This window comes from Citrobacter sp. JGM124 (assembly GCF_018257795.1).
Lineage (GTDB): Bacteria > Pseudomonadota > Gammaproteobacteria > Enterobacterales > Enterobacteriaceae > JGM124.
The window spans coordinates 179,825-205,631 of record NZ_JAERJD010000005.1 but is presented as its reverse complement, the minus strand read 5'-3'; the positions used below and the strand labels follow the sequence as shown (position 1 = coordinate 205,631).

The following is a 25,807-nucleotide window of genomic DNA, read 5'->3' as shown; positions in this document are numbered from 1 at the left end:
ATCAGTCAGCCAATGCCAAAATACGTACCACCAACTCAGAGAACGTCATTCCAGCCTGCCGCGCGGCCATAGGCACGAGACTGTGACTTGTCATACCCGGTGAGGTATTCACTTCCAGCAAATAAAATTGACCGTCACTGTCCTGCATTACGTCTACACGTCCCCAACCACTACACCCTAAAACGTTCCAGGCTTGCAAAACTAAGGCCTGTAACTCTTGTACTTTATGTTCGCTCAAATCGACCGGGCAAATGTATTTTGTCTGATCAGAGATATACTTAGCATTATAATCGTAGAAGCTTCCTGACGATTGGATACTGATTGGCGGTAAAATATTATTTCCCAGGATGCCAACCGTATATTCCGGGCCATTTAGCCACTTTTCAATCAGCACATCATTGTCGTGTTCAAAGGCCAGTTCCAGTGCTTCGGGCAGTGCACTAAGATTGTCCACTTTTGACATGCCCACACTGGAACCTTCACGATTTGGCTTCACTATCAAAGGGAAGCCTAGCGTTTTAATCGTCTCTTGCTGGGAAAGACTTAATGGGCCTGAAACGTCAGAGCGTCTTAATACCATTCCGGGAGCAACCGGCAGTCCCGCACCTTGCCACAGCAACTTAGTGCGCATTTTATCCATCGAGATTGCTGATGCCATCACACCGCTACCGGTATAAGGTAGCTGCATGATTTCTAACAATCCTTGTAGAGTGCCATCTTCGCCACCACGACCATGCAAGGCGATAAATACTTTGTCAAAACCCAACAATTTTAATTCTGTTACTGAACGTTGCTGAGGATCAAAGGCGCTGGCATCAATGCCTGCCTCTTTTAATCCAGCCAGCACAGCGTGTCCAGATTGCAATGACACATCACGCTCCGCGGAAAATCCCCCTAACAGAACGGCTATTTTATCAGCCATAGTGGTCATCCCCTTTCTTGCGTGGCTGAAGTTTGATCTCGGATAAGTGTCTTGCAATTTTGCCGATATTACCCGCCCCCTGGACGAGGATCAGATCATTGCCTGATAAAACCGGCGCCAGGATCTCTGGCACATCAGCATGATCGGAAACCAAAATAGGATCCACAATGCCACGCCCACGGATAGTGCGACACAAGGATCGGCTGTCAGCGCCAGGAATGGCCGTTTCACCAGCGGCATAAACATCCAGCATCAATAGCACGTCTACTTGTGACAAGACACTGGCAAAATCATCGTATAAATCACGGGTACGGGTATAGCGATGGGGCTGGAAAATCATCACCAGGTTTTTATCCGGCCAGCCTGCACGAGCCGCTTTAATTGTCGCATCCACTTCCGTCGGATGATGACCATAGTCATCGACTAATACTGCTGTACCGGGTTTCCCATTAACCGTATCGAGAGGAAACTCCCCCAAAAAGTCAAAGCGACGTCCAGTCCCCTGGAAACTCGCCAGCGCCTGTAAAATAGCGCTATCCTCGATCCCCTCTTCAGTGGCTACCGCAATCGCCGCAGTGGCATTTAACGCATTATGACGTCCTGGTGCATTCAGAACTACCTGCAGCCGAGGTTTATCCTGCCGTACCACGGTAAAGAAGCCCTGGGCAGCGGACTGGCGATAATCTTCAATGCGAACGTCAGCGTCATCACTAAAACCATAGGTAGTCGTCTGACGCCCGACTCGTGGTAATAATTCACGAATCACCGAATCATCGACACACATCACCGCACGACCATAAAAAGGCAAATTGTGCAGAAAATTAATAAAGGTCTGCTTTAAATTCTCGAAGTCACCCTGGTAAGTATCCATGTGGTCAGCTTCGATATTTGTCACCACAGAAACCATCGGCTGGAGGTGGAGGAATGAGGCATCACTCTCGTCAGCTTCAGCGATTAAATACCGACTGTGGCCGAGGCGGGCATGGGTTCCAGCCGCTTTGACTAACCCACCATTCACGAAGGTCGGATCAAGGCCCGCTTCAGCATAAATACTGGATATCATTGCCGTTGTCGTAGTTTTGCCATGTGTTCCGGCAATCGCGATACCATGACGAAAACGCATCAATTCAGCCAGCATCTCTGCCCGACGAATCACGGGAATGCGGGCTTCCTGAGCAGCAACAATTTCAGGGTTGTCTGCTGATATGGCACTGGACATCACCACAACACTGGCGTCGAGCACATTTTCAGGGCGATGATTGAAATAAATTGTCGCGCCCAAGGCTGATAATTGTTGTGTGACCGGGTTCGGAGCCAAATCAGACCCACTGATCTGGTAGCCTTCATTAGCCAATACCTCAGCGATGCCGCCCATACCGGCGCCGCCGATGCCAACAAAGTGAATGTGCCGGACGCGACGCATCTCGGGCACGATTGAACGCAGTTTCGCCAATTGTTGAGTATTCATTATCCAAACCTGAAGACGGTATTCCGTCATTACATCAAAATCATGGGGGGCATCTGCCACCCACAAAGACTATTTTCGTGTCACCTGAGCGACTTCTTTTGCGACACGTTCAGTGGCATCAGGAATTGATGCCGCACGAGCACGCTGTGCCATTGCTAATAGTGTCGGACGATCCCAGCCAGCCAGGATTGCCACTACAGCATCCACAGTAAACTGGGACTGCTCCAGAATGATTGCTGCACCCGCTTTTTCCAGGGGCAATGCATTCCAGTACTGCTGCCGATCTTTATGTTGGAAAGGCACAAATAACGCCGGTAAACCTGCGGCAGATATTTCACTCACCGTCAGTGCACCTGAGCGGCAAACCACCACATCAGCCCAGCCATAAGCTTCTGCCATATCATCAATGAATTCAGTGACGTTATGCTGTTGAGAAACCGCTTCATACGCTTTCTGCACTTGACTGAGTCCACCCTTGCCAGTTTGGTGCCAGACAGTGATATGGTCGGACAGTTGACCCGCAACCAAAGGCATAATCTGATTCAGCACACGTGCCCCCTGTGAGCCCCCCACAACCAGAACCCGCAACGGGCCATCACGGTGAGCAAAGCGCTGCTCAGGATCTGGCAGAGCCAGGACATCCGTCCGGACCGGATTACCGACAACATCGGCTTTCGGAAACGCACCGGGAAAGGCTTGCATCACTTTAGTGGCAATTTTCGCCAGCCATTTATTAGTCAGCCCCGCAATACCATTTTGTTCATGGAGCACCACAGGGATGCCCAGGGACCAGGCTGCTAATCCCCCGGGGCCTGATACATAGCCCCCCATACCCAGAACCACATCCGGTTTCCAGGCTTTCATTATTGCCCTTGCCTGACGCCAGGCTTTAAAAATCTGCACTGGCGCCATCAACTGAGCTTTAAGGCCTTTCCCTCGCAATCCAGAAATGCGGATAAAATCAATTTCGATACCATTAAGAGGTACCAGGTTAGCTTCCATGCGGTCACTGGTTCCTAACCAGCGCACCTGCCAACCTTGAGCAATCAAATAATGTGCAACCGCCAGCCCCGGGAAAACATGCCCCCCCGTCCCGCCAGCCATTACCATTAATCGTTTTGATTTGCCTGTCATTTGGCACTCCGTGTGAACGCCTGCGCTTTTGCCAGGCGAGTTTCATAGTCAATTCGTAATAACAACATAATCGCGGTCGACATGATCAATAAGCTGGAACCACCGTAACTGATGAGTGGTAACGTTAAACCTTTAGTTGGTAACATCCCCGCCGCGGCACCGACATTAACCAGTGCCTGGAAGCTGAACCAAACGCCAATAGAGCAGGCCAGGAAACCAGAGAAACGCTGGTCAATTTCCAGTGCACGCTTACCGATAGACATCGCGCGAAAAGCGACGCAGAATACCATTAAAAGCACAATCACCACACCGATATATCCCAACTCTTCCGCCAGAATGGCGAAGATAAAATCCGTGTGTGCTTCGGGTAAATACTCCAGTTTTTGTACTGAATTTCCCAGGCCCTGACCCCACATTTCACCGCGTCCGAACGCCATCAATGATTGGGTTAACTGATAGCCACTGCCAAAGGGATCATCCCAGGGGTTCCAGAAAGAGGTCACACGGCGAATACGATAAGGTGCGGCCAGAATCAGCATCACTACCGCAGCAATACCCGTGCAGATGATCGCAATAAACTGCCATAGTTTCGCCCCTGCCAGGAACAGCATCGCCAGTGTCGTGATAAACAGCACCACTACCGTGCCCAAATCTGGCTGAGCCAGTAATAACAGAGCCATCACCAGGATAACCCCCATGGGTTTTAAGAAACCACGGAGGTTATTTCGGACCTCATCAACTTTGCGCACCAAGTAATTGGATAAATAGCAGAACAGCGCCAGCTTAGAGAGCTCTGCTGGCTGCACGCGCAATGGCCCGATTGAAATCCAGCGGGATGCCCCGTTGACGGAGCTCCCCACAACCAGTACCACCATCAGCATGACAATCGATGCCAGTAGCATCGCTGTACTGTGTCGCTGCCAGAAATCCATTGGCAGACGCAGGGTTATCATCGACAGAGCAAATGCCAGGATAATATAGAGTCCATCACGTTTAGCAAAAAGAAACGGATCATTTGCCAGTCGCTGTCCGACAGGCATTGACGCCGAGGTGACCATAATAAAACCAACAGCAGTGAGACCAAACGTTAGCCACAGTAATGTACGATCGTACAGTAACTGGCTGCTCTCTGCCTCACGGCTTCCCATCACCCACCCTTTTAATGCCGACACAACCCAAGCCAGAATATTTATGCCTGGTATTCGGGGCAGCCGCAGACGAGGGAGAGACAATCGCATTACCCAAACTCCTTCGCCAGACGTGTAAAGACATCACCACGTTGCTCAAAATTTTTAAACTGATCCAGACTTGCACAGGCGGGAGACAGAAGAACCATGTCACCTGCGCTGACCCGGCCGGCTATCAGTTTAACAGCTTGCTCCATGGTTTCAGTCTGTTCAGCAATTTCCGGGCGCAATGCGACCAGTTCTGCCGCATCACGGCCAAAACAGTAGAGCCGAATATTATCAGACTGCAGGTAGCGAGCCAGCGAGGAAAAATCTGCAGATTTGCCATCCCCCCCGAGCAACAGATGGAGCGTTCCATCCACTTTAAGGCCATTCAGCGCCGCTTCAGTGCTGCCAACATTGGTCGCTTTGGAGTCATTAATCCAGCGCACACCATTACTTTCCAGTACCAGCTGAAAACGATGGGCTAAACCACCGAACTGGGTCAGGGCACTGAGACTACTGGAGATCGGCAAATTAACCGCATCTGCCAGTGCCAGGGCCGCCAGCGCATTGGTGTAATTATGCTGCCCGACCAGCTTCATCTCTCTGCTGTTAAGCACTTTTTCGCCTTTCACCCGTAGCCAGATTTCGCCCTGCTGTTGCGTCAGGTGATAATCCCCGACATCAATACCAAAGCTGATACAGCGCGCATCTGCTCCGCCAGCGGGTAAAGTCAGTGCGTCGTCCGCATTAACCACACAAACGGCGGCGTTGTCATAGATACGTAGTTTTGCTGAACGATACTGCCCCAGCCCTAAGGGATACCTGTCCATGTGATCTTCTGTAACATTAAGGATAGTGGCAGCTGCCGCTTTTAAGCTGTAAGTCGTTTCCAGTTGAAAACTCGAAAGCTCAAGCACATACAGATCACAGGCTTGCTTCAGCAGGGTCAACGCAGGCTGACCAATATTACCGCCGACACCCACTTTAACGCCGGCGGCTTTTGCCATTTCCCCGACTAAAGTGGTGACCGTACTTTTACCATTAGAGCCAGTGATTGCCACAATCGGGGACTGTGCTTCCCGGCAAAACAGTTCAATATCACCAACAATTTCAATACCCGCATCAGCCGCCGCAACCAGCGCCGGATCGGACAGTGCCATGCCGGGGCTGGCAACAATCAAGTCCGCCTGCAGTAACCATTCCAGATGCAGTGACCCTGTATGACACTCGATTTGTGGTGGCAGAGAATCCAGACCAGGGGGCGTATTACGCGTATCCATCACCCGGGGAGACAGTCCCCGTTCGACAAAAAAATTAACGCAGGACAAGCCTGTTAATCCCAGCCCGATGATAACGACGTTTTTACCCTGATAGTCAGCCATGATTAGCGTACCTTCAACGTTGCCAGGCCAATCAGCACCAGCATCAGCGAAATAATCCAGAAACGCACGATGACTCGGGGTTCAGGCCAGCCTTTCAACTCATAATGGTGGTGGATAGGTGCCATACGGAAAATACGTTGCCCGCGCAGTTTAAAGGAACCAACTTGCAAAATAACGGACAGCGTTTCCACAACAAACACCCCGCCCATAATCACCAGCAAGAACTCCTGACGTAGTAAAACGGCAATGGTGCCAAGAGCGCCCCCTAAGGCAAGGGATCCCACATCCCCCATAAAGATTTGTGCCGGATAGGTGTTAAACCACAGAAACCCTAATCCTGCGCCGACAATAGCGGTACAAACAATCACCAGTTCTCCCGCATGACGCAGATAGGGAATATGCAGATATCCCGCAAAATTCATGTTGCCGGTAGCCCAGGCAACCAGAGCAAATCCTGCGGCGACCAGAACGGTTGGCATAATCGCCAGACCATCCAGGCCATCGGTCAAGTTGACGGCATTACCCGTACCAACAATAACGAAATAAGCCAGTAAGACATAAAACAGCCCCAACTGCGGCATAATGTCTTTAAAGAAAGGAACCACCAGCTCAGTGGCAGCAGTATCTTTCCCGGCAATATACATCGTGAATGAGACCGCCAGCGCGATAACCGACATCCAGAAATACTTCCACTTGGCCACCAGGCCTTTGGTATCTTTGCGGATGACTTTACGGTAATCATCAACAAACCCCACGATGCCGTACCCGACCAAAACAAAGAGCACACACCAGACATAAGGGTTAGAAGGATAAGCCCACATTAATACCGATACGACAATAGAGGTGAGGATCATCACCCCCCCCATGGTCGGGGTACCACGTTTACTAAAATGTGACTCAGGGCCATCGTTACGAACGACCTGCCCAAAAGAGAGTTTTTGCAGATAGGCGATAAAACGGGGCCCCATCCATAAGGAGAGAAACAGTGCGGTTAGCAAACTCACAATGGCGCGAAACGTCAGATAAGAAAAGACGTTAAAACCGGAATAATACTTAACCAGATATTCGGCCAGCCAAACTAACATGCTTGTTTCTCCTGCAATGCGCGAACGACGTCTTCCATAGCCGCGCTACGTGAACCTTTCACCAAAATGGTTAATTTTGGATGCGCTTCGATTAATGCTTTCAAACGTGTAACCAGTGCAGCTTTATCCGTAAAATGCTCCCCCACACCAGAGGCATGGCTCAGAGCTTCACTCAATATACCCACACTCAGTACACAATCGATTGCTGCAATTTTTGCCGCTTCACCAACCTGACGATGGCACGCGACGGCTTCAACACCCAATTCCCCCATATCACCCACGACCAGCACTCGGTAGCCCGGCATCTCTGCCAGGACCTGTACCGCCGCAGTCATTGAGCCCACATTGGCGTTATAGGTGTCATCAAGCAGTTGTTGTTCTTCATTCAGACGCACGGGGAATAAACGACCAGGCACCGGCTGCAATCCTCCCAGGCCTACTTTTATCGCATCCAGTGAGGCACCGACTGCCGTTGCCAGTGCCGCAGCGGCCAGAGCATTAGCAATGTTATGACGCCCGGGGAGTGGCAGCGTGATGGCAATACTCCCGGCAGGAGTGCACAGGGTAAAGTCACAGCCACTGGCAGTCAGCACCACATGGTGAGCGCTAAAGTCACAGTCCGGCGCATCAGGTGAAAAACGCCATACTTTATGTTCAGTGAGTTGAGTTCGCCAGTGCGCCCAGTCATTACTGTCGGCATTAATAATTCCAATACCGTCTGGGGGAAGTCCCTGGAAAATTTCACCTTTAGCTTTGGCTACCCCCGCCAGGGAACCAAATCCTTCCAGATGAGCAGCAGCCAGATTATTGACCAGCGCCGCTTCCGGACGGGTCAGTGACACAGTCCAGGCAATTTCGCCCTGGTGATTAGCCCCCAGCTCAATAACGGCAAAGTCATGTTCCGGTGTCAGACGCAAGAGCGTCAAAGGGACACCAATATCATTATTCAAGTTACCCGCGGTATAGAGCGTGTTACCACACTGGCGCAAAATGGCAGCGGTCATTTCTTTGACTGACGTCTTCCCGGAAGACCCGGTCAACGCCACGACCCGCGCGGGAACCTGCTGACGCACCCAGGCCCCTAATTCACCCAGCGCCAGTCGTGTATCACTCACCACAAGCTGTGGCACAGAAATTTCGAGCTGACGGGAAACCAGTAATGCTCTGGCCCCTGCCTTTACCGCCTCGTCAGCAAAATCATGGGCATCAAAACGTTCACCCTTCAGGGCAACAAAAAGAGAACCCGGCGTTAGTTTCCGGGTATCGGTCGTGACATCAGTAATCTCAACATCCTGACCAAAGCGTTTCCCGCCCAGGACAGAAACAAGTCGCGTTAAAGAAATCGGGATCATGACATGCCCCCTAACAGAGCCTGTACCGTTGCCCTGTCGGAGTAGTCCAACCGGCGGTTTCCAACAATCTGGTAATCTTCATGCCCTTTCCCGGCCACCAGTACCATATCGTTCTCTCCGGCCTGCATAATTACATGGGTTACCGCTTCTGCCCGGCCCTGGATAACATGGGCCACCCCAGCATTGAGCATTCCCGCCAAAATGTCTTCGACGATGGCAGCAGGGTCTTCGGTACGTGGGTTGTCATCGGTCACTACCGCCACATCAGCGTATTGCTCTGCAATGGCCCCCATTAATGGACGCTTACCTTTATCCCGGTCACCACCACAACCAAATACACACCACAGTTTTCCCTGGCAGTGCAAGCGCGCTGCTGCCAATGCCTTTTCCAGTGCATCAGGGGTATGGGCGTAATCCACCACTACCGTCGGCCGGCCAGGGGTACGGAAGACTTCCATACGACCACAAACAGGTTCTAAGCGGGCTGCAGTCTCTTGCAGTGCATTCAGGGAATAACCCAGCGCCAGTAATGTCGCGAGGGCCAGTAGCAGGTTGCTGACGTTAAACGGCCCAACCAGCCGGCTGTTAAGCTGACCATCCCCCCAGGAAGAAGAGAAATGCACTGTGGCGCCACCATCGTGATAATCGACCCCTGTGGCGGCGACCCAGCGCCCGGCACAGTCAGGCTGGATATGATTATCCATACTCACTGCAACCGCATCAGGTAAACGACTAAGCCACTGGCGTCCCACTTCATCATCTGCATTGATAATGGCCTGACCGCATTCATGTTCAGAAAATAATAACCATTTTGCCGCGGCGTAATTTTCCATAGTGCCATGGTAATCAAGATGATCACGGCTCAGGTTAGTAAATACTGAGGCAGCAAAATGTAACGCTGCCACCCGATGCTGCACCAGACCATGGGAAGAGACTTCCATAGCGCCAAAGGTTGCCCCTTGCGCCAGTAAATGATCCAGCTCATGCTGAACATCCACCGCTGAACCGGTAGTATTTTCCGCTGCAACAACCTGTCCCAGCAAGCCATTACCCACGGTTCCCATCACCGCGCTGGTTTCGCCCAGCAACTGTGCCCATTGAGCCAGCAATTGTGTGGTGGTAGTTTTACCATTGGTTCCGGTAACGGCAACCAGACGCATGGCCTGGGAAGGCTCGCCATAGAATCGCCCGGCCAAAGCAGACAAGCGTTGTGACAACTGGCTGAGATAGATAACCGGCACACCGTGCATATGACGAACTTCACCGTCCTGTGCCTCACCTTCAGCTTCAGCAATGACAGCAGCCACACCTTGTGCAATAGCCTGTGGAATATAGCGACGCCCATCCGCCTTATGTCCGACTATCGCCACAAACAGATCGCCCGCAGCCGCAGTGCGACTGTCGAGTGTCATCTCTCGTAATACCCGCGCGGGTAGATTCGCTACCCAAGGCGCAAGAAGGTCATGCAAATTACGATCTGCCACCTGATGCCTCTTTCTGATTAATTACAAACTCGTTTTTCTCACCGGTCGTTAACGCATCCGGCTCAATGTTCATGGTACGCAGTACGCCCCCCATAATGGCGCCAAACACAGGGGCGGATACTGCACCACCGTAATACTTACCTGCTTGTGGATCATTGATAACCACAACCAACGCAAAACGTGGCTGGCTGGCAGGTGCAACACCTGCAGTATAGGCAAGATATTTATTAATATATTTTCCGTCCGGCCCCACTTTTTTAGCCGTACCGGTTTTAATAGCAATACGATAGCCTTTAATCGCCGCCTTCACGCCGCCGCCGCCTGGCAAAGCAACGCTCTCCATCATATGCAGGACCTTACGCACAGTGGCCTCAGGGAAAATACGTTCACCAGGTACCGGCGGATCAACTTTGGTGATAGAGAGTGGACGATAGATACCGTAACTGCCGATGGTTGCGTAGGCGCGTGCTAACTGCAATGGTGTCACCATCAGCCCATAACCAAAAGAGAAGGTGGCCCTCTCTATGTCAGACCACCGTTTTTGTGCTTGAGGAAATAAGCCACTGCGTTCTCCGACCAACCCCAAATTGGTCGCTTTTCCCAGTCCAAAACGAGAGTAAGTATCTACTATCGCTGAGGATGGCATCGCTAACGCCAGCTTTGACACACCAACGTTACTCGACTTCTGCAAAACCCCAGTCAGTGTCAATTCACTATAACGGGCAACATCTTTGATTTCATGGCCATTCACCCGATAAGGGATGGTATTTAATACCGTGTTTTCATTCACCACACCACGCTGGAGCGCCGTCATCACGACCATAGGTTTAACTGTTGAACCCGGTTCAAACACGTCGGTGATAGTCCGGTTACGCATCACGTCTTTTTCGGTATCAGCCAGATTATTCGGGTTATATGAAGGGCTATTTGCCATTGCCAGGATTTCACCGGTATTGACATCAACCAGAACCGCACTGCCTGATTCCGCCTTGTTAAAGGCCACGGCATTGCTCAATTCACGGTAGACAAGCGCTTGTAAACGTTCATCAATGCTCAATGACAGGTTATGCGCAGCCTGGCTGTCAGTCGAAGAGATGTCTTCAATCACCCGGCCAAAGCGGTCTTTACGCACAATACGTTCACCGGGCTGCCCGGTCAGCCATTTATCAAAGCTCTTTTCAACCCCTTCAATGCCCTGACTGTCGACGTTGGTGAAACCAATTAAGTGTGCGGTCACTTCGCCTGAAGGGTAATAACGACGAGACTCCTGGCGTAAATGAATGCCTGGTAGCTTAAGTTGCTTAATATAATTACTGACCTCAGGATTAACCTGACGAGCCAGATAGATAAACCGACTTTTAGGGTTGCTGTTCACCCTTGAAGCCAGTTGATCAAGAGGCGTATTCAAGGCATCAGCCAAGGCTTTCCAGCGACTATCCAGCTTAACCCCACCGGCATCATGCAACTCTTTCGGATCGGCCCAAATCGCATTTACCGGAACACTGACAGCCAGTGGGCGGCCAGCACGATCGCTTATCATGCCACGGGCACTGGCAACTTCCTGTACCCGTAATGAACGCATATCCCCCTGACGGACTAACATGTCAGGCTCAATAATCTGTAACCAGGCTACCCTGCCTACCAACAAGAACAGTGCCAGCAGAATACAGCCACAAAGCAACGCAAAACGCCAACCAATAAAGTTGGCCTGAACGTCCTGGCGTTTTGCTTTGGGCATTTTTGCCGCTAATTTCATCTGCTGCTGACTTCCTTATTGCTGAATAACGATATTTTCTTGTGAAGGATCCACATGCTGCAATTGCAGTTTGTCTTTGGCTATCCGCTCTACTCGGCTGTGATCACCAAGCGCATTCTCTTCCAGAATCAGGTTACGCCATTCAATATCCAGGGCATCACGTTCTACTACCATCTGTTCGCGTTGGGCCGTCAACAAACGTGTTTTATGTGCTGTGGTGACCACCACCACAGACGTGATAACAATCGCGACAAACAGGCAGACAGGGAGTTTACCGTTACGCAGTAAATCCCCACCGATAACCCCCGGTAAGGAATGACGTTCAGTGCTCCCTAACTGAGCCACTTTACTTATCTGGGCAACTTTGCCCAGCGACTCAGTTACACGGCCAATCATGCCCCGGTCCTTTCAGCAATACGTAATACCGAACTGCGTGCCCGAGGATTTTCCGCCACTTCGTCTTCACCAGGCATCAATTTACCCAATGCTTTTAACTGGCGGCCACCGAGCTGACTTAACTGGGCTTCCGTCATTGGCAAGCCAGCAGGAACTTGAGGACCTCGGCTATTTTCACGCATAAACCGTTTAACAATACGGTCTTCAAGGGAATGGAAACTGATAACAGATAAACGCCCGCCGGTGGCGAGTGCACCCAGCGATCCCTTTAAAGCCTGTTCAATTTCATCCAGTTCGCTATTAACCCAAATGCGTATAGCCTGGAAGGTGCGGGTGGCCGGATGTTTAAACTTATCTTTAACGGGGGTTGCCAGCGTGACAACTTCGGCCAGCTCTTTAGTCCGTGTCATCGGTTGTTCACGATTACGCTCCACAATGCCCCGGGCAATACGTTTACCAAAGCGTTCTTCACCATAGGTTTTAATTACCCAGGCGATGTCTGCCTCTTCTGCAGTTTGCAACCATTCAGCAGCGGACTGCCCGCGCGTGGGGTCCATACGCATATCCAGCGGTCCGTCACGCATGAAGGAAAATCCACGTTCCGCATCGTCCAGTTGTGGGGAAGATACACCCAAATCCAGCAGGATACCGTCAATTTTGCCACTCAGCCCGCGCTCTTCAACATAAGTCGCCAACGAAGAAAAAGGGCCGTGAATAATAGAGAAGCGTGGATCATCAATCGCTTCTGCGGCTGCAATAGCCTGAGGATCCCGGTCGATGGCCAGTAATCGTCCTTGCGGGCCTAATTGGGACAATATAAGGCGTGAGTGTCCGCCGCGACCGAAAGTACCATCAATATAGATACCATCAGCACGAATGTTCAGACCTTTTACTGCCTCATCGAGCAGTACAGTAGTATGTTTAAAATTTTGCATGTTATTTAAAGTGACAAATCCTGTAGACGATCAGAAAGATCTGTCGTCGACATCTGCTCAGCGTCAATATCTTCCTTAACTTGTTGATGCCAGGTCGTTTCATCCCAGAGTTCAAATTTATTGAACTGCCCGACAAGCATTATTTCTTTGGTCAATCCGGCATACTGACGCAATACTGGCGCGAGTAATAACCGTCCGGCACTATCCATCTGGCATTCGCTGGCATGCCCCAGCAATAGCCGTTGTACGCGGCGTTCTGCAGGATTCATGCTAGATAAACGAGAAAGCTTCTGTTCGATAACTTCCCATTCAGAAAGAGGATAGAGCAGCAGGCACGGGTGGTGGATGTCGATGGTACAAACCATCTGACCTTCAGAGATATGAATCAGTTGTTCCCGATATCGGGTTGGTACGGCAAGCCGACCTTTGCTGTCCAGATTGACAAGCATTGCCCCACGGAACATACCCGTCCCTCCTCTGGTGGTCAGTTCCACCACTTTACTCCACAAATTCCCACATATAAGGAGTTTACGGAGCAGAGGAAAACCTTGTCAAGCAAGGGTGACGCGGTAAAGAGAATAAATTCTACTTACCTCATAGGATATTTATGAGATGGACAAAAGCTGTCCTGCCCGGACGGGAAAATTAACACCATGAATATTTGAAAGAAAAAGACAAATAAGCACAAATACCGTTAAAAATCCGCAAAATCAGTGGCAGAAAAATATTCCTTCGCCCCCTGAGAGTACCCGTAAAAAAGCAAAGGATTTTAACTGGGGAAATACCCAAAAAGCCAGCACTGCTGCGCCCTGAGCACGAAGTGAGGATCAAAGGTGAGTCAATAACGTGCAATAACGGGAGATTAATATCAATATGAGTGTAACAAAATAATACAATGTAAACTTTCATTTACTTTGAAAGCAGATTCTGGCCATTGTAAATAATGACTAGATTAATTAACAGATGGTTAATAGTAAAATTCCTAAATACCCATAAAATAATTAGCACCGGGCGATGAAAATAATGCATTCCAATTATCTTAAAAAATGTTCCCCCAAACACAAAAAATCAGAATCAGGGCCAAAAGCAGCCGAAGCTGCCTGACAGTTTAGAGCCGATTTAAGCTTCCCCGGCGATAAAGATTACGGCGAATACGCGTCAGCCCGGCTTTAGGTTTACGCGGTTCATCAAGACTGGCGAGTACCAGCTCAAGCACCCGTTCTGCAACATCACGATGCCGCTGTGCGACAGCCAGTACTGGGCATTGCAAGAAATCCAGCAGCTCGTTATCCCCAAAAGTTGCGATGGTCAGTTCAGAAGGCAGCTGTCCTTGACGGCGTAAAGTCACATCCATCACCCCCTGTAGCAGAGGAAATGATGTGGTATAAAGCGCCTGGGGCATTTCGTGAGTTTCCAGCCAATTATCAAAGAGCTGGGCAGCGGCTTCACGTTCGTAACTATTGGTGTAGAGATAATCAACCCTACGAGGATCCCCTTGCCAGGCAGTACGGAAGCCCTGTTCACGCAAGAAGCTGACAGACAGTTCAGGCAACGCTCCTAAATAGAGAACATTATCGACCGGAAAGGTGCGTAATTCTGCCGCCAGCATCTCTGCATCACTTTGATCTGAACCGACCACGCTCGTGAAATGTTCCGGGTCCAATGCTCTGTCCAGAGCAATAATAGGAAAAGAATCCTTTGCCCAGCGCTGATAAAATGGGTGCTCGGGCGGCAATGACGTCGACACAATAATGGCATCCACCTGCCGTTGCAGCAGATGCTCAATACAACGCATCTCATTGTCCGGTTGATCTTCAGAACAGGCAATAAGCAGCTGATAACCGCGCTGGCGAGCTTGTCTTTCTAAATAGTTCGCAATACGGGTATAACTGGTATTCTCAAGATCAGGAATAACCAGCCCGATAGATCGAGTGCGTCCGGCACGCAACCCTGCGGCTACAGCATTTGGGTGATAGTTATGTTCACGAACCACCGCCATGACTTTTTCAACGGTTTTATCACTTACCCGGTACTGTTTCGCTTTACCATTGATAACATAACTCGCCGTCGTGCGCGAAACCCCTGCCAGACGTGCGATCTCATCCAATTTCACTGTAGCCCCTTATACATCAGATTTGTGGTATCCATATTACCCTCATGGTTACACTACTTACATCTATACCCTGAATAATTCAAGCAGAACAGTCGGTTTAAATATCAATAGCCTTCAGAGGTTCGCTTTATTATCTTGTCGTTAACTCGTTAGATACATTATAACTTTTCCCTAAACTCACCACCTCAATATTTACGCTTATTACACCAGCATCATTAAATCGGATGAAAAAAGGGAGCAGCAAATCAGGTGATGTGCATATCCTGACAGCCAGGGTGGCAGAATAGTAGTGAGAATAGTGACGTGTCGCTGACAAAACTCAGCCCCCCGATGATGTCAGCCAGTGATGAACTGGCGGGTACAACATCACAAGGACGGTATCGGTTAAAATTACACATCAGTGCCCATACAGGGGAAATAACGAGGGCCTGTTTTTACTTACCGACCAATATTCGGCGCATAAAAAAGCATGCTCCCCATATGATTACTGACGACAAAAAGCCAGGAGAACTCTCGTCCCCCTGATGGTGGCTCAAATCAGCCTCTGCTTTCCTGCACTGAAAGCCACAGGGGGAATGCGGCTATCCCTTTTTAGAACACGCTGACGGGAATGGCACAACTATTCTGTACGTTTCCCTTCCCTCTGCCTGACGTTAACTGAGATCGCTACCATTCGAGGCGATGACTTTCTGATACCAGTAAAACGATTTTTTCCGCGTTCTGGTTAGCGTGCCATGCCCCTGATTATCACGGTCAACATAAATAAACCCATAACGCTTACTCATCTCACCAGTAGAAGCAGAAACCAGGTCAATACATCCCCAAGTGGTATAGCCGATTATTGGCACACCATCTTTAATCGCCTCACCCATTTCATGAATATGATCACGCAGATAAGCGATACGGTAATCGTCCTCAACCGTCCCCTCACCGGTTAGTTCATCATTCGCACCCAGACCATTTTCCACCAGAAAAAGTGGCTTCTGGTAACGATCAAAAATAGTATTCATGGTAATACGCAAGCCTTTAGGGTCAATACCCCATCCCCACTCGCTGATTTTAATATAAGGGTTAGGCACCGTATTGATCAGGTTCGTTACGCTGACATTTTCATCACTCATGTTTGCTTTTGCACAACGCGATGAGTAATAGCTAAATGAAATGAAATCAACGGTGTTTTTGAGGATTTCAGCGTCCTCGGGTTCTTGATGAATCTGAATATTCTGCTCACTGAAAAAACGAGCAGCATAGGACGGGTAATACCCTCGTGACTGAACATCAATAAACAACAAATTTTCCCGGTTTTGTTCAATGGCAGACCAGACATCATTAGGGTCACAGGAATAAGGATAGAAGTCCCCCCCTGCCAGCATGCACCCGACTTGATTATTTGCATTGATTTCATGCGCTTTCTTTGTTGCCAGTGCACTGGCAATCAGCTGATGATGCCCCGCCTGGTATTTTATTTGTTGCTTATTATCACCCTCTTTAAAAATTAAGCCTGCCCCCGTGAATGGAATATGCAGCAGAATATTTATCTCATTGAAGGTTAACCAGTATTTAACCAACCCATTGAACTCAGTGAAACACGTTGTGGCGTAATTCATAAAAAAGTCGACAACCTTTCTGTTACGCCACGAACCATATTTTTCGACCAGATTCATTGGAATATCAAAGTGGCACAAGGTAACCAGCGGCTCAATATTATATTTACGACACTCATTGAACAGGTCTTTATAAAACTGAATCCCTTGCTGGTTAGGCTCCGCCTCATCACCCTGTGGGAAAATACGACTCCAGGCAATAGAAGTACGGAAAACTTTAAATCCCATTTCCGCCAGTAAGGCGATATCTTCTTTATAGCGATGATAGAAATCTATGGCCTCATGACTGGGATAGAATACCTCTGGATCAATGGTCAGATGCGGCTCATTACCTAATTTAACATTCAGGCGATCTTTGCCATAAGGAATGACATCCACAGTAGCAATGCCTTTTCCATTTTCACGGTATGCACCTTCAGCCTGATTTGCAGCAATAGCGCCGCCCCATAAAAAACTATCTGGAAATTTTGATGATTGCATGTTACTCCCCATTATTTTTTACCTGTGACAGGTGACGAGGGTATGGTTTCAGGAATATCTTCAAAACCGATTAATAATGTGACGAAGAATGAGATAATGATGGACAACAGCATCACGGCACCGACCCAAAGAATACTGGTCGGATTGTTGACATCGACAAACTGAATACCGGTAATAAAGCTGGGTGATGCCATCGAGTACGAAACAACATTCCCAAAGCCAGCAATACCGCCACAGATAAACCCGGTGATCACCGCTGCAATAAGCGGGCGTTTAAGTCGTAATGCGACGCCGTAAAGGGCCGGTTCAGTAATACCCGCAATAATAGCTGAGGCCGCAGCCGCTAACGCCGTTTGACGCAGCGCCCGGTTCCTGGTTTTCCATGCCACTGCCAGAGAGATCCCCCCCAGCGAAAGATTCGCCCCCAACTCAGCGGGTTTAACCATACTTTCCTGGCCCGTCTGAGCAATATTCTGTACCACGGTTGGCGTGAATACGTGATGCATCCCGCCCATCACTAACAGAGGCCATATTGCGCCCATCAATGCCACTGACAGCCAGCCGAGATAACCATGAATACCATAAACAATTTGGGATACAGCATCCCCAATCCAGATCCCCAGGGGGCCAATTAACAAAATGGCTAACGGTGCTGTTATCAACAAAATGAGCATTGGTTTGAGGAAGTTCTTGGTTACCGATGGGACAACCTTGTCAACCCAACGCTCAACGTAGGACATAATCCAGGTCATGAACAACGCAGGAATAACGCTGTAAGGGTAGAAAACAGAAGTCAGGCCAATACTCATGAAACTAATGGGTTGCCCTTCTCCAGCCTGCTTCATGATGTCCAGAAAAGCAGGATGGACAAAGACACCAGCAACGGCTATTGCCATCGAAATATTGGTTTTAAATTTGGTCGCGGCAGACACCGCCACCATGATGGGCAGGAAGAAAAAGGCACTGTCACCAAGTACATTTAAGATGACGAATGTGGATGATGTTTTATCGATAACGCCTGACATTTCAAGAAACATGGCCAGCAATTTGACCATAGAAGCACCAATAATCGCCGGGATAATCGGCGTCATCGTGCCGATCAAGGCATCCAGAATGCCCAGCGCAACAGTTTTAGGCGTTATCTTCTTTTTTTCTGGCACAATGGCTTGCTCGGCTTCAGCAGTCCCATTTTCACCTTTCTTACCGAGTAATGAATTGATTTCAAAGAATACATTCGCGACATCATTGCCAATGATTACCTGAAACTGTTTGTCGTTATCAACGACGCCCATTACGCCTGGGATCCCTTTGAGGCTTTCTTTATCAACGTGTTCTTTGGTTTTTAACGTAAATCGCAGCCGTGTCATACAATGAACCAGCGAGATGACATTATCCTTGCCTCCCACTTCTGCCAGAACACGTTGTGCTAATTGTTCAAATTTGTCAGACATATATAAAATCCAGCTGTTGTCATATGAATAAAATGGACTTTATCGACAGTTTTATGTCGATTTCGCTTATTTTTAACAATGTGCAACCGGTTACATATAACTTATCAGCTACGGTTCCTTAGGCAATGAGATCGCTGTAAATATGTGAGTCAATTCAAATTTAAAATATTGCGGCATGGAGTCACTCAAGAGAAAATCACACAATAGAGGTTGCCATGATGCCTGAAGAGAGAATGAAAGATGTCCACCATGCAGAAAATTGCCGATGCTATTGGGGTTTCCAAAACCACAGTATCGCGAGCATTAAATGGGACAGGATATGTTGGAGTGAAGACCCGTCAGCAAATACTTGAACTTGCTGACACTTTGGGCTATCGCCCTAATTTACTTGCAAAAAATCTATCCACCCGTCAGTCAAAATGTATTGGGCTGGTTATGGCTAATAAGATGTTTGATGGCCATTATTTTAATGAGATTGTCTCTTTCTGTGCCAGAAAGCTACAAAGCCAGGGGCTGGATCTCTTGTTGGCAGATGGCAAAAGTAGTGCTGAAGGAGAGCGGGCAGCGATTACCTTGCTGAGTGGTTTGCGTTGTGATGCCATCATTCTCTATTCTCACTTTCTGACCACTGAAGACTTGGACTCGCTCATTGCGCGTAGCACGACACCAATAATGGTCATTAACCGTAAGCTGGTATTACACCCGTCACATACCGTCTGCTGTGACCACCAGCATGATGCCTACCGCGTCGCAAACTCTCTTATTGATGCCGGGCATCAACAATTAGCCATTATTTCAGGCAATTTATGTTCGCCAACCGCAAAACTGCGTCAGGCAGGTATCAAGGCAGCCCTGCTGGAAGCAAAAATGGATAAACAGTCTACCTATGTGGAGGGTAACTGGAGTATTGAAAGCGGTTATCAGGCAATGAAAATAGCGCTGAGTGAGAACCCTAACCTGGATGCCGTTATCGCCGCAAACGATGAGATGGCTATCGGCGCCATGCGCTATCTGGCTGAAACAGGAAAAAAAATCCCTGAAGATGTCGCCATCACCGGTTTTGATGATATTCCCGCCTCATCCTACTTAGTTCCGAGCTTGTCCAGCGTCACCGCGCCAGTACGTGGAATGCTTGAAACAGCCATTGAGCAGATTTTTGCCCAACTGGAAGGCAAGATACTGCAGCCCGTCCCTCTTTTTCATTCTGAACTGACACCGAGAGAGTCGACAAAAAGTATAAAAAAATGAAGCAAAAAGCAGCGGTGACTTTATTCACCCCAAAAAAAGCCCGGTTATCAATAACCGGGCATGGATATACTGCGGTGCTTTTAGCCTTCACGCATAATCTTGTCGCCCCGGGAAACGCCCACAATACCTGAGCGAGCCACCTCAACGATCTTCGCCACATCACGAATGGTGTCGAGAAAGGCATTCAGTTTATCGCTCGTACCCGCGAGCTGTACGGTATAAAGCACCGGTGTAACATCAACAATTTGCCCACGGAAAATTTCAGCAGTGCGCTTCACTTCTTCACGCCCATAGCCGCTGGCCTGAACTTTCACCAGCATAATTTCCCGTTCCACAAAAGCCCCCTGCCCCAGCTCGCTGACACGTAATACATCAACCAGCTTGTGTAGCTGCTTTTCTATCTGTTCCAGGACTTTTTCATCACCTACCGTTTGTATCGTCATACGAGAAAGCGTCGGGTCATCCGTCGGGGCAACGGTCAGGCTTTCAATGTTATAACCACGCTGTGAAAACAGGGCGATCACCCGTGACAATGCTCCAGATTCATTTTCCAGTAACACAGACAATATTCGGCGCATCATTAGGTTCTCTCCGTTTTACTTAGCCACATCTCATCCATACTGCCACCACGTATTTGCATCGGATAAACATGTTCAGTGCCATCAACCGTGACATCAACAAACACCAGACGCCCACCGCGAACAATCTCCAGAGCTTCGGCCAGCTTACTTTCCAGTTCTTCAGGTTTGGTGATACGAATCCCCACATGTCCGTAGGCTTCCGCCAGAGCAACAAAGTTCGGTAGTGATTCCATATAAGATTGAGAGTGACGCCCGGAATAAATCATATCCTGCCACTGCTTAACCATACCGAGATAGCGGTTGTTAAGATTCAGAACCAACACAGGTAAACCGTACTGCAATGCGGTCGACAGTTCCTGAATGTTCATCTGAATACTGCCGTCACCAGTAACACAAACTACCGTTTCATCTGGCAGTGCCATTTTGACACCTAAGGCCGCCGGCAGACCAAACCCCATGGTTCCCAGACCGCCTGAATTAATCCAGCGGCGGGGTTTATCAAACGGGTAGTAAAGAGCGGCAAACATCTGGTGCTGACCCACATCGGAGGTCACATATGCCTCTCCCTTAGTCAGACGATAGAGTGCTTCAATCGCAGCCTGGGGCTTAATTTCACTACTGGTCGTATCAAAAGCCAGACAATGGCGAGCCCGCCACTGTTCAATACGCAACCACCAGTCACGAATATCATCCCCGGACTGTTTAGTTTCTTCTTGCGCTAACAGCTCAAGCAACTGTTTAAGCGCCTGTTTCGCATCGCCGACAATGGGAATATCTGCCGCTACCGTTTTCGAGATAGAGGTCGGGTCAATGTCGATATGAATAACAGTGGCATCAGGGCAATATTTCGCCAGATTATTGGTCGTACGGTCGTCAAAACGCACACCCACCGCAAAAATAACATCCGAATGGTGCATCACCATGTTGGCTTCATAGGTACCGTGCATACCCAGCATCCCCAAGGATTGCTTATGCGTCGCCGGGAATGCCCCAAGCCCCATCAGGGAAGAAACCACAGGAATATTAAGCTGTTCTGCTAATGTCAGCAGCTCACTTTCACAGGCAGAATTTATGGCCCCCCCACCCACATACATAACGGGTCTTTTGGCTGCCAGTAACGTGTGAATAGCTCGCTTAATTTGCCCTTTATGGGCATGCGTGGTTGGGTTATAGGAACGCATACTGACTGAATCAGGCCAGAGATAAGGAAACTTATTCGCCGGACTCATAATATCTTTCGGTAAATCAACAACGACGGGGCCTGGACGGCCGCTGCTGGCTAACCAGAATGCCTTCTTGATAATGGTAGGAATATCCTCAACCTGCTTCACCAGAAAGCTGTGTTTTACGATAGGACGAGAAATACCCACCATATCGCACTCCTGGAACGCATCGTAACCAATAAGAGACGTTGCAACCTGACCGGACAACACCACCATTGGAATAGAGTCCATGTAAGCCGTTGCTATTCCGGTAATCGCATTAGTTGCACCAGGGCCCGAGGTCACGAGAACAACACCAGTGTCTCCGGTGGCTCGTGCCAGGCCATCGGCCATATGCACAGCAGCTTGTTCATGGCGGACCAGGATATGATCAATCCCCCCCATGGTATGAAGCGCATCATAAATATCAAGTACGGCGCCCCCTGGATAGCCGAATACTTGCTTCACGCCTTGATCGATTAACGATCGGACGACCATTTCGGCTCCTGACAACATCTCCATTAATTTGCCTCCAGGCTCACGTTGAGGGCGATGTGCAACACCTTGCTCTACGGCGTCGCTGCCACTCATTGTGTTATTGACTGTTTCATTTTATTCATTGTAGTTGAACTAACATAACCGCTCAGGGCGGGCCAGGCAATCAAACACACAGACCTGAAACAGGGGATAATGCCACCTGCTCACTATAAAACAACCAATTAGCCGAGCAATACACTGAGAGCCAGTCAAAAAACAGATGCAATTCATTGCAACACAGTAAAAACAAAGAGAATTAACCATTTATTAACTCTGAACGTAATCAATTTTCCCGCAAAAAATAAAATCACTAAAAATGAGCCACCCATTATGTGGAAGAAAACTCAAATAACAGAATTTTGTTCTGTCTGTCACCACGAGGTTCACCCCCTAAGATTTACCTGCCTGATCTTTTTATTTTTTTAAATAAAATCATACACTCATCATTCCACCCATCCTGAACACACAGTAAATCATCATGCTCAGGATCTGTTTTACATCACTTTTCAGGCATACTTTTTATCGTCAGAAATTCATCATTTGTAGTTAATGTCACCCCTGCCCTCCCGCTGAACCATCCCGGTCATAATGCCATTGAGTGTTGACATACCCCTGCAAATCAAGTACCAATTAATACATCTTATAAATTCTATGGGGCCTGAATCATGATTCGCACTGTCCGCCTACTTGGTCTACTACTAAACGCATCTTATTTGCGCGGTAGACTGGTGGGCAGCAATCAGCATTGATTCAAGCCAACAGACAAAAAACCCGCGCCAGACGCGGGTTTTTTTATGCCTGCGGTTAAGGCAACCAGACAGGACAAGGATTACACCATGAGCGAGCAAGTCATTATTTTTGATACGACCTTACGTGACGGAGAGCAAGCCTTACAGGCAAGCCTGAGCGTGAAAGAAAAATTGCAAATCGCTATGGCGCTTGAACGTATGGGCGTTGATGTGATGGAAGTCGGCTTCCCGGTCTCATCTCCTGGGGATTTTGAATCTGTACAGACCATTGCCAAAAACATTAAAAACAGCCGTGTCTGTGCCCTGGCTCGCTGTGTTGAAAAAGATATTGATGTCGCAGCCGAGTCTTTGAAAGTGGCTGAAGCCTTCCGTATTCATACCTTTATTGCTACATCGCCCATGCATATTGCAACCAAATTACGCAGTAACCTGGATGAAGTCATCGAGCGTGCGGTGTACATGATAAAACGTGCGCGTAATTACACGGATGACATTGAGTTCTCTTGTGAAGATGCAGGCCGTACCCCGATCAGCGATTTGTCACGTATGGTTGAAGCCGCCATCAATGCCGGTGCAACAACCATTAATATACCTGACACCGTTGGCTACACCATGCCGTTTGAATTTGCCAATATCATCACCGGGTTATATGAGCGGGTGCCGAATATTGATAAGGCCATTATTTCAGTTCATACCCACGATGACTTAGGCCTTGCCGTGGGTAACACCATTGCCGCGGTTCACGCGGGAGCCCGCCAAGTGGAAGGCACACTCAACGGTATTGGTGAACGTGCAGGCAACTGTTCACTGGAAGAAGTGATCATGGCGATTAAAATACGCAAGGACATCATGAACTTGCATACAAATATTAATCATCAGGAAATCTGGCGCACCAGCCAGATGGTGAGCCAGATTTGTAATATGCCGATTCCTGCTAACAAAGCCGTTGTCGGTAGCGGAGCCTTTGCCCACTCTTCTGGGATCCACCAGGATGGCGTGCTGAAAAACCGTGAAAACTACGAAATCATGACCCCTGAGTCAATCGGGCTCAATCAAGTACAGCTGAACCTGACTTCTCGTTCGGGCCGTGCGGCAGTCAAACACCGTATGGATGAGATGGGCTATAAAGAGAACGAATATAACCTGGATAATCTGTACGCCGCATTTCTGAAACTGGCTGATAAAAAAGGCCAAGTTTTTGATTACGATTTAGAAGCACTGGCCTTTATTAACAAACAACAAGAAGAGCCTGAACATTTCCGTCTGGACTACTTCAGTGTGCAGTCAGGTTCCAATGATATCGCCACCGCTTCAGTCAGACTGGCTTGCGGTGAAGATTTAGCGAGTGAGGCTGCGAATGGTAACGGCCCTGTTGATGCTATCTATCAAGCCATTAATCGTGTGACAGGCTATAACATTGAACTGGCAAAATATAGCTTAACGGCCAAAGGCCACGGAGAAAACGCACTCGGTCAGGTAGATATTGTCGCCACTTATAATGGCCGAAACTTCCATGGCATTGGTCTGGCTACAGACATTGTTGAGTCTTCCGCCCAGGCAATGGTGAATGTGCTTAACAACATCTGGCGAGCCAAAAAAGTAGAAGAAGAATTACAACGTAAAGCTCAACAACCGAATACAAAAAAAAATCAGGAAACAGTGTAATGTCAAAAAATTATCATATTGCCGTTTTACCGGGTGATGGCATTGGCCCAGAAGTCATGGCTCAAGCGCTGAAAGTTCTGGATGCGATCCGTCAGCGTTTTGATATTCGCATTACCACCAGCACTTATGATGTGGGCGGGGCGGCAATCGATCTTCATGGCACTCCACTGCCTTCAGAAACCATCAAAGGCTGTGAAGAGGCCGACGCGGTATTATTCGGTTCTGTGGGCGGCCCGAAATGGGAACACCTGCCCCCGGCTGAACAGCCTGAGCGTGGTGCACTGCTGCCACTGCGTAAACATTTTAAACTGTTCAGTAATTTACGCCCGGCTCGCCTGTATCAAGGACTGGAAGCATTTTGCCCACTGCGTGCGGATATTGCTGCTCATGGCTTTGATATTTTATGTGTGCGTGAACTGACTGGCGGCATCTATTTTGGTCAGCCCAAAGGACGTGAAGGGCAGGGTATGTATGAAAAAGCGTTTGATACCGAAGTGTATCACCGTTTTGAAATTGAACGTATCGCCCGTATCGCCTTTGAGTCTGCCCGCAAGCGTCGCCACCACGTGACCTCAATTGATAAAGCCAACGTATTGCAAACTTCCCTGTTGTGGCGAGAAATAGTCAATGAAATCGCCAAAGAGTACCCGGATGTAACGCTGTCTCATATGTATATTGACAATGCCACAATGCAGCTGATCAAAGATCCTTCCCAATTCGACGTTTTACTCTGCTCTAACCTGTTCGGAGATATTCTGTCCGATGAGTGCGCCATGATAACAGGCTCCATGGGGATGCTGCCTTCTGCCAGCCTGAATGAGCAGGGTTTTGGCTTGTATGAGCCTGCTGGCGGTTCAGCCCCCGATATTGCAGGTAAAAACATTGCCAACCCGATAGCTCAGATTCTCTCCCTGGCGCTGTTATTACGCTACAGTCTGGGCGCGCAAGAAGCGGCGCTGGCGATTGAAGCAGCGATTAATCGTACGCTGGAAGAAGGGCATCGCACGGGTGACTTAGCCCGTGAGGGTCATGCTGTAGGTACAAGCGAAATGGGCGATATCATTGCCCGTCATGTGGCTGAAGGAGTGTAA

General features: G+C 48.9%; 20 protein-coding genes. 3 read left to right on the top strand and 17 right to left on the bottom strand.

All coding sequences use genetic code 11. The features are described 5' to 3' along the window. Position 1: 1 nt before the first annotated feature. The 15 genes from JK154_RS08810 to ascF form a co-directional block, all read right to left on the bottom strand. Positions 2–922 (bottom strand): D-alanine--D-alanine ligase, encoded by a 921-nt coding sequence (locus JK154_RS08810; protein ID WP_211992144.1) that lies wholly within the window; start codon positions 920–922, stop codon positions 2–4. Next, positions 915–2,390 (bottom strand): UDP-N-acetylmuramate--L-alanine ligase, encoded by a 1,476-nt coding sequence (murC, locus tag JK154_RS08805; protein WP_211992143.1) that lies wholly within the window; start codon positions 2,388–2,390, stop codon positions 915–917. The genes JK154_RS08810 and murC overlap by 8 nt, the downstream gene beginning before the upstream one ends. Positions 2,391–2,459: 69 nt before the next feature. After that, complete coding sequence (gene murG / locus JK154_RS08800) at positions 2,460–3,524, bottom strand: undecaprenyldiphospho-muramoylpentapeptide beta-N-acetylglucosaminyltransferase (RefSeq protein ID WP_211992142.1); 1,065 nt, start codon at positions 3,522–3,524, stop codon at positions 2,460–2,462. Next, positions 3,521–4,762 carry a cell division protein FtsW gene (gene ftsW, locus JK154_RS08795; RefSeq protein WP_211992141.1) on the bottom strand — a complete coding sequence of 414 codons (1,242 nt, stop codon included), beginning with the start codon at positions 4,760–4,762 and terminating at the stop codon, positions 3,521–3,523. The genes murG and ftsW overlap by 4 nt, the downstream gene beginning before the upstream one ends. Beyond that, positions 4,762–6,078 carry a UDP-N-acetylmuramoyl-L-alanine--D-glutamate ligase gene (gene murD, locus JK154_RS08790; protein WP_211992140.1) on the bottom strand — a complete coding sequence of 439 codons (1,317 nt, stop codon included), beginning with the start codon at positions 6,076–6,078 and terminating at the stop codon, positions 4,762–4,764. Before murD ends, ftsW begins: the two co-directional genes overlap by 1 nt. 2 nt (positions 6,079–6,080) lie before the next feature. Beyond that, positions 6,081–7,163 carry a phospho-N-acetylmuramoyl-pentapeptide-transferase gene (mraY, locus tag JK154_RS08785; RefSeq protein ID WP_211992139.1) on the bottom strand — a complete coding sequence of 361 codons (1,083 nt, stop codon included), beginning with the start codon at positions 7,161–7,163 and terminating at the stop codon, positions 6,081–6,083. Continuing rightward, positions 7,157–8,515, bottom strand: coding sequence for a UDP-N-acetylmuramoyl-tripeptide--D-alanyl-D-alanine ligase (gene murF, locus JK154_RS08780; protein ID WP_211992138.1), 1,359 nt, complete (start codon positions 8,513–8,515; stop codon positions 7,157–7,159). The genes mraY and murF overlap by 7 nt, the downstream gene beginning before the upstream one ends. Further along, the gene (murE, locus tag JK154_RS08775) at positions 8,512–9,999 is read right to left on the bottom strand and encodes a UDP-N-acetylmuramoyl-L-alanyl-D-glutamate--2,6-diaminopimelate ligase (RefSeq protein WP_211992137.1); all 1,488 of its coding nucleotides are present in this window, start codon (positions 9,997–9,999) and stop codon (positions 8,512–8,514) included. The genes murF and murE overlap by 4 nt, the downstream gene beginning before the upstream one ends. Next, positions 9,986–11,755: a peptidoglycan glycosyltransferase FtsI gene (locus JK154_RS08770; protein ID WP_211992136.1), complete on the bottom strand. Its 1,770-nt coding sequence runs from the start codon at positions 11,753–11,755 to the stop codon at positions 9,986–9,988. The genes murE and JK154_RS08770 overlap by 14 nt, the downstream gene beginning before the upstream one ends. A 15-nt stretch (positions 11,756–11,770) precedes the next feature. Continuing rightward, positions 11,771–12,151, bottom strand: coding sequence for a cell division protein FtsL (ftsL, locus tag JK154_RS08765; protein ID WP_211992135.1), 381 nt, complete (start codon positions 12,149–12,151; stop codon positions 11,771–11,773). Beyond that, a complete protein-coding gene (gene rsmH / locus JK154_RS08760) occupies positions 12,148–13,086 on the bottom strand; it encodes a 16S rRNA (cytosine(1402)-N(4))-methyltransferase RsmH (protein ID WP_211992134.1) in 939 nt (312 codons plus the stop codon). Before rsmH ends, ftsL begins: the two co-directional genes overlap by 4 nt. A gap of 5 nt (positions 13,087–13,091) precedes the next feature. Continuing rightward, the gene (gene mraZ, locus JK154_RS08755; protein WP_211992259.1) at positions 13,092–13,550 is read right to left on the bottom strand and encodes a division/cell wall cluster transcriptional repressor MraZ; all 459 of its coding nucleotides are present in this window, start codon (positions 13,548–13,550) and stop codon (positions 13,092–13,094) included. A 644-nt stretch (positions 13,551–14,194) separates the two neighbouring features. Then, positions 14,195–15,199 carry a catabolite repressor/activator gene (gene cra, locus JK154_RS08750; protein WP_211992133.1) on the bottom strand — a complete coding sequence of 335 codons (1,005 nt, stop codon included), beginning with the start codon at positions 15,197–15,199 and terminating at the stop codon, positions 14,195–14,197. A gap of 653 nt (positions 15,200–15,852) precedes the next feature. Next, entirely contained in the window at positions 15,853–17,283 is a 1,431-nt protein-coding gene (gene ascB, locus JK154_RS08745) for a 6-phospho-beta-glucosidase (protein WP_283093668.1), read from the bottom strand. An 11-nt stretch (positions 17,284–17,294) separates the two neighbouring features. Then, a complete protein-coding gene (ascF, locus tag JK154_RS08740; RefSeq protein WP_211992131.1) occupies positions 17,295–18,734 on the bottom strand; it encodes a PTS cellobiose/arbutin/salicin transporter subunit IIBC in 1,440 nt (479 codons plus the stop codon). Positions 18,735–18,983: 249 nt separating this feature from the next. Here ascF and JK154_RS08735 point away from each other — a divergent pair, with 249 nt between their 5' ends. Further along, a complete protein-coding gene (locus JK154_RS08735; protein WP_211992130.1) occupies positions 18,984–19,982 on the top strand; it encodes a LacI family DNA-binding transcriptional regulator in 999 nt (332 codons plus the stop codon). Between the two features lie 80 nt (positions 19,983–20,062). Here JK154_RS08735 and ilvN read toward each other — a convergent pair whose 3' ends face one another. Both ilvN and ilvI read right to left on the bottom strand, forming a co-directional pair. Next, complete coding sequence (ilvN, locus tag JK154_RS08730; RefSeq protein ID WP_211992255.1) at positions 20,063–20,560, bottom strand: acetolactate synthase small subunit; 498 nt, start codon at positions 20,558–20,560, stop codon at positions 20,063–20,065. A 2-nt stretch (positions 20,561–20,562) separates the two neighbouring features. Further along, the gene (ilvI, locus tag JK154_RS08725; RefSeq protein WP_211992257.1) at positions 20,563–22,287 is read right to left on the bottom strand and encodes an acetolactate synthase 3 large subunit; all 1,725 of its coding nucleotides are present in this window, start codon (positions 22,285–22,287) and stop codon (positions 20,563–20,565) included. Between the two features lie 851 nt (positions 22,288–23,138). Here ilvI and leuA point away from each other — a divergent pair. Both leuA and leuB read left to right on the top strand, forming a co-directional pair. Then, a complete protein-coding gene (leuA, locus tag JK154_RS08715) occupies positions 23,139–24,716 on the top strand; it encodes a 2-isopropylmalate synthase (RefSeq protein WP_211992129.1) in 1,578 nt (525 codons plus the stop codon). After that, positions 24,716–25,807, top strand: coding sequence for a 3-isopropylmalate dehydrogenase (gene leuB / locus JK154_RS08710; RefSeq protein ID WP_211992128.1), 1,092 nt, complete (start codon positions 24,716–24,718; stop codon positions 25,805–25,807). Before leuA ends, leuB begins: the two co-directional genes overlap by 1 nt.